This is a genomic window from Arthrobacter cryoconiti (genome assembly GCF_020905375.1).
Classification (GTDB): Bacteria; Actinomycetota; Actinomycetes; order Actinomycetales; family Micrococcaceae; genus Specibacter; species Specibacter cryoconiti.
The window spans coordinates 45532-51964 of sequence record NZ_JAJJBU010000008.1 but is presented as its reverse complement, the minus strand read 5'-3'; the positions used below and the strand labels follow the sequence as shown (position 1 = coordinate 51964).

5 protein-coding genes are annotated in these 6433 nt (G+C 54.4%); 2 read left to right on the top strand and 3 right to left on the bottom strand.

All coding sequences use genetic code 11. From position 1 onward, the window contains the following. The first annotated feature begins 2457 nt into the window (after nt 1–2457). Complete coding sequence (locus LOH53_RS05595; RefSeq protein WP_230066743.1) at nt 2458–2637, top strand: hypothetical protein; 180 nt, start codon at nt 2458–2460, stop codon at nt 2635–2637. 205 nt (nt 2638–2842) lie between these two features. Then, nucleotides 2843–3139, top strand: coding sequence for a hypothetical protein (locus LOH53_RS05590; protein ID WP_230066742.1), 297 nt, complete (start codon nt 2843–2845; stop codon nt 3137–3139). 355 nt (nt 3140–3494) lie between these two features. On the opposite strand, the gene LOH53_RS05585 is transcribed toward LOH53_RS05590, so the two are convergent. The 3 genes from LOH53_RS05585 to rsmG form a co-directional block, all read right to left on the bottom strand. After that, complete coding sequence (locus LOH53_RS05585; RefSeq protein ID WP_230066741.1) at nt 3495–4508, bottom strand: ParB/RepB/Spo0J family partition protein; 1014 nt, start codon at nt 4506–4508, stop codon at nt 3495–3497. Nucleotides 4509–4607: 99 nt separating this feature from the next. Next, nucleotides 4608–5678, bottom strand: a complete 1071-nt coding sequence (locus tag LOH53_RS05580; protein ID WP_326832744.1) for a ParA family protein — start codon at nt 5676–5678, stop codon at nt 4608–4610. 74 nt (nt 5679–5752) lie between these two features. After that, entirely contained in the window at nt 5753–6391 is a 639-nt protein-coding gene (rsmG, locus tag LOH53_RS05575; protein WP_230066740.1) for a 16S rRNA (guanine(527)-N(7))-methyltransferase RsmG, read from the bottom strand. Between the last annotated feature and the right edge of the window lie 42 nt (nt 6392–6433).

The window sequence follows — 6433 nt, the reverse complement described above, 5'->3', positions numbered from 1 at the left end:
GGCCGTAATACGCCCGCCCCGCAACTGTTTAACTGCTTCTCCCAGATTGATCGTAAGGTCCACTTTTCGTGCGACGCTTTTCCCGGTAATGGTGTCCGAGAACAATAGTTCCGGATTTATCTGAGAAGTAATTGTTTCACGTGAAACTGACCCCCTTTGCAACCGATACGTGAACTACCTGACGATAGTCATGAATCGTGGATTGTCCAGAATTTGGCAGGCACTGCCAGTCGAGGAGCCAGTAGCCATTTTTTAGGCTTTCGCTAGTGGCAGCTAAAGATGGGGACGGTGCGGTGATCCTCTCAGTCTAAGAAAAGCCGCGTTCTTATTCATAGATCTCCTTCGTAAGAACAGACAGCGATGTCGGGACCCGGCGCCAGAGCTGACACCCACATTGAGGGCCCGCGGTTCTTCAGTGCCGCTAAGGAGCACTGTGGTTAGCTTTTCATGGACGGGTCAATCCGAGCCCGACTCTGCAGCTTGGGCCACGAAATCTGGAGTCCTAGCCCTGGACCCCAGTCCTGGACCCTGGATCTTTCACTATCCCGTCCCCTACCCCACGACTCTGATCTGGGTCGTTTCTGCAGTCTTGAGCTTATAGTCAGGCCAGATTCGAACCAGCCCTCTTTAGCGGCTACTTGGATACTATTGAGTATGCCCACCGGGAACGGTAATAGGGGCTCCCTCCTCCGGCCTTCGACATTGGCCAGAGACCCGGAGAGCGATGATGCAGTCTCTCCGTTCAATCGTCAGCACGGATGCAGCAGCGGCTTCCTCAGCGTCCCCATTCTGCGACGGATGATACGAGCGTACGGCGCGTCGAATGTCTTCGCAGAGACGGAGGAGTCCATAGAAGGAATATTGAGTCAATGTTATGTTCCAAACATCCCGGTGGAAAACTACGCCATGGAGATGGTGTATGTCTGGTTTCACGTGAAACACCCACTCGGCGGCAGCCGCTCAATGTTGCCTGGATCTGCTGGTTCGCCACATCGCGCATGTACGGCACGAGTGGACTTTGCACCATTCACTTCGACACAGTGCTCTGTTTGAATACTGACAGAAGCCAAGAGGTCACTGACGACGCCGACCATAGGGAGCCCCGCACCGCCCAAGTACGAAATGCATCGCTACCGTTCCTCGTTATCGTGGGTAGTGCCGCATAACCCCGCTTGGTCACTGCGCAGGCCCTGACACTAGACGTAAGACCCCGCGAGGCCGCGTAACACCAACTGGACCCCGCCGTTCACTGCAAGCCGGTCGTCGCTTGCAGTTCTCCAGTTGCCGGCTGCATCACAAGCCCTCAAACGTTCAATGAACCCTGCCACGCGACACTGGCTAGCCTCCGGTACCAATTGCGCGAACAATGCCTCCAAGAGTGCTTACCGCTCCCCTAAAAGATCGCGTAGCCATTACCCCCCACTTTCGACGTTCACTTTTAGCCCCGCGGCTGGACCCTAAAGGGATGCACGCTGCTGCATCAGGCGTAGTGCACTAAACTGCCGCCTCCGCCCAGCCGCCGTTACTTGGTATTTGCTGGCGGACTTCAAGAAGAGTCGTCACCAATAGACTAGTGAGGCTGGCTTCGCTAGGCGCCAGGTGTGATGTTAGTGAGGGGCATTGCCCGGTAGGGCAACTGGCTTAGTCGAGCACCAAAATTGGTGTTCTCGAATGCTGCCTAAAAGACCCCTTCCACCATGCATTGGACACCTGATGGACTGATATCCGAGCTCGGCCACTACTGCCTCTTCGCCCGTCGGGCCAACGTTGCCTTACAGGCATTCACCGGCCCGGGGATACCTTGTCTGCGTTGTGAAATCGCCACTCTTGCCTGCGAACACAGCAGCCGAGCCCACGACGTCCTCGTACCCGACCTCGAGGAAGCATGGATAGCCGCGCAAGAGTGCCCCTTCGGATACAGGAGGTCGCCCAGTGAGTGCACCGGAGTCATGCTGCGCCTGACTCACTAATATGTGCTCAGCGGTACCATTCCATCGGAGCAACAAGTTGCTTGAATAGAGGAACTGATGAAGCAACGCTAAGCCATGGCAACAGGACAACTGTGTCCACCATCCCGTATTCGCAGACGGAATGGCTCCAGCGCCTGGGCCTAGGTACCAAGTCGACGCAATCATGGACCGCATCTCCCAAGACACGACCTGGATCCAGACTGGCACCAACAACATAAGGAACACACTGCACTGACCAGCGAGTAATCCCTGACGTAAAGTGCGAGGGGCTCCCAGCTGCACCACTCCTGGCACTCTCTCGCACGAATTGTGGTGCGGAACCACACTATTTGGTGGTGTTCAAAACACCAAATACCTACCCCTCGCTACGCCCATCTGCGCCCGCTGCTGAAACCGGACAGGACAAATACCGCGGCGCACTGCCTGAGCCTATCCACAACGAAGGTGGCTACGTGCGCGGCACGGACTGCGACGCTGGAGGTGCCCGATGAGCTCACTGGATATCGAGCCTAAACAGAGAGTACGTGAAGTGAATGCCAACGACATGCTGCAAGCCGTCGAGGTCCAAGATGAAACTCTTAGTACGGCAACAACTTTCCAAGAGCGTGGACTAAACCTCAACACGCTCGCCCCCATTGGCAGTTGCGCCTACATCAAGCAGAATTAGAACCTAGTCTTCCAAGGTATGACAGGTGCCGGCAGGTCGTACCTGGGATGAGCCTTTACGAAACAGGCCTGCCGAAACAGGATCCGTACCTAGTACATGCGCATCCCCGACCTCCAGGAAGAATGGGTCCAAGCTCAAGGCAAGCTACAAGCTACCTCTAAGTTCTTGAAGAGTATGCGTCGTACACGTTGCTAGTCTTAGATGAGTGGTTGCTCGAACGTCCCAGCTGCAACTTCTTGCGCATGCTTCCGGAACTCATGGAACGCGGCTCCGAATCCACCTCAATTGCAAGCTGCCCGCAGTAGCAGCAGAAGGACTCGCGCCAGGGGTGGGTTCCGGCGTTCACGCCGACGCCATCATCGACCGCATCATCCATGACACCATCTGGATCGAGACCGGAAGCTACTCCATGAGCGAAAAGATTGGTCCCATTCAGGCAGAGTTAGAACCGTTGGCGCCAGTAGCTCCCACCCCGGCACGCGCTGTCCCCCAGCGGCGTTAGTTTGCGTTCCCAATACATCCAATACTCAGTACCGATATTCAGCGCCGATTCCAACTCGGCACGCAGCGCATATGAAAGGGGCGTACCGCCGAACCCATCGTCTTTCCTGGTTGATGCTCCCCGGACTCTTCCACAACTAAGAGTAGCTCGGAGGATTCGTGCTCTAACCGATTCACGTGAAACAAGGTGCCACTACATAGGCTGCCAAATTTCCATGTCATAACACCAATTGCTCCCCCAACAGTGGCCCACGTAGTCGAAGAACTATTTCTAAGGATCGTTCCTGGGGAATCAAAAACAGAAATGCACTGCCGTGTTTCACGTGAAACACGGCAGTGCATCCGAAGTCGTAGAACTAATTGGAGCGAGAGTCTAGAACATCCATGATCCGATTCAGGTCCTCGACCGAGGCAAACTCAATACTGACTTTGCCTTTCCTGGCACCCAGAGAAATCTTTACATTTGTATCTAGACGATCGGACAAGGAACTCGCCAAAAAATCGAGTCGCTCGTGCCTTGGATTAGGTCTACTCGAGTGAGCCTTATGAGCATTGGCCGGCGCTTGATATAGCTGGACAGCCTCCTCTGTGGCCCGTACCGACATACCTTCCGCCACAATCTTCTGGGCCAGCTGTTCCATGGCATCTGGTCCGGGTAGTGCCAGTAAAGCCCTGGCGTGGCCCGCAGAAAGCACTCCTGCTGCCACGCGCCGTTGCACCACTGGAGGCAACTTCAATAGCCGCAAGGTATTCGACACCTGCGGACGGGATCGACCAATTTTGTCCGCGAGCTGTTCATGAGTAGTCCCGAAGTCCTCAAGCAATTGCTGATATGCAGCAGCCTCCTCTAGAGGATTGAGCTGACTACGGTGAAGATTCTCCAATAGCGCATCACGGAGCAGGTTGTCGTCTGTCGTCTCGCGAACAATGACGGGAATTGTCTCAAGTCCCGCAGCCTGTGATGCTCGCCAACGTCGTTCACCCATAACGAGTTCATACGGCTGATCACCCTCCTCGGATGACTTTCGAACCACAATGGGCTGTAGAACGCCGATTTCTTTGACGGAATGTACCAACTCCGCCATGTCGTCTTCGTCAAAGACGGTCCTAGGTTGTTTTCGATTTGGATGGATCTCCCCAACGGGCAGCTCCATAAACCGTGCGCCGGGAACTTCCACAAGGTCTGGAGTGCTTTCCATGGCTGGCTTGGATGTTCCCGACGCGGCAGATCGGCTTTTTCGTCCCTGCGGTTCCGGGAAAAAAAGATCCACCGGGCGCGTGGGCATCACTGACACTCCCGCTTCATCAGTTGACGAGCTTGGAATCAAGGCACCTAAACCGCGGCCAAGGCCTCTACGCTTTTCGGTCATTGATATACCCCTCCATTAAGTGAGCCAACACTAGCTATCGGCCTGATGAACTTCTTTGCAAAAATCTCGCACACGACGATTTGTACTTCTACCTGCAGTCTAACGTTCGGCAAGTTCCGCAGCGGCCTCTAGATATGACAACGCACCGGTGGACGATGGATCATAAGTCATAACTGTTTGTTGATAACTAGGAGCCTCAGAAATACGCACAGAGCGCGGAATCAGCGCACGAAGGACCTGTTTGGGGAAATGTTCACGAACGTCTGCAGCTACATGGGCTGCTAGATTTGTCCGACCGTCGTACATGGTCAAAAGAATGGTCGAAACCGTCAAATCCGAGTTGAGGTGCTTCTGAATCATTTCTATATTCTTCAGCAGTTGACTCAGTCCTTCTAAGGCGTAGTACTCGCACTGAATTGGGATCATCACCTCATTGGCCGCACAGAACGCGTTGACTGTCAGCAGTCCCAGGCTCGGAGGGCAGTCAATGAAAATAAAGTCCAGACGCTCTTCTCCATTGCTCTGGCGAAACTTCACATATTCATCAATTGCTCGGCGCAACCGCTGCTCACGTGCTACCAGCGAGACGAGCTCGATCTCAGCACCTGCAAGGTGAATCGTTGCTGGCGCACAGTAGAGATGATCAATGTCCGGGCACTCCTGAATCACGTCGGACATCGGAAAATCATTGATGAGAACATCATAGATACTGTCTATTTCCGCGTGATGCGGGACGCCAAGAGCGGTCGAGGCGTTTCCTTGGGGGTCAATGTCGATAACCAACACGTGCAGTCCAGCGGAGGCAAGTGCAGCCGCGATATTAACGGTGGTCGTAGTCTTACCAACGCCACCCTTCTGGTTCGCCACCGTGAGAATCCGTGTTTTCGTTGGGCGGGGCAGTCTCCTGCCCAACAATTTCTCCCGGCGCTTGGTCTCGTTCGCAAGCTGACTTGCGATAGGACTGCTTTCGTCAAAGTCATTCTCTAAGCCAGACCACCCAGATGATTCTGTTTCACGTGAAACACTCGGATCCTGCTTTTGATCAACTGATTTCGGTTGATTTACGACGTGTTGATCCAAAGCAATCCCCTGTGTTGTCGTATCGGATCGAGCCGACCCTAATGACATGAACGGTGGGATCCGTTGCGAAGCTGCTTCGCTGCTGGTCACGCGAACACACTCTCTTTCATCTGGCTGTGATTGCCACTCACTAGCCTACCGTTTTCCCGGTGTTCCTCCGGTGATCAGCGACGTGCCACTTTCACGCGCACCACGGTGGTGGGTTCAGCTAAGACAGTAACACCAGCATTCAACACCTCGGTTGACACGCCGCCGAGTTTCTTTATTATTTTCGCCGCTTTCACAATCTCCTCAGCAGCACTACGTCCCTTAATCGCCAGCAACTCTCCGCGCCCACCCAATAGCGGTATCGTCAAAGGAGCCAGGGTACTTAGCGCAGACACGGCACGAGCCGTCACAACACTGCATTCCACCTTGCCAATGACAGCCTCAGCCCGTGCACGAATGATCTCCACATTCTCCAGGCCAAGGTCCATGACCACTTCTTCTAGCCAGATCACCCGGCGTTCCAAAGGCTCTATCAGGGTCAGGTGTAGATCCGCTCGCGCGATTGCCAGGCAAAGCCCAGGCAGTCCCGCACCGCTTCCTACGTCAGCGACTCTGACCCCTTCCGGGATCAACTCTTCTACTACCGCGCAATTAAGAACATGACGACTCCATAATCTGGGAACTTCGCGGGGTCCAATAAGTCCACGTTCAATTCCAGAAGTGGCCAGATGTTCAACATAACGTTTGGCTAGATTCACCCGATCACCAAAGATCCGCTCAGCGGCAACTAATTCTTCAGCGATTGGATCTTCCATGCCAGCAGGCTCCTTGCAAGAGGTCCCGCCCACTTACCTATA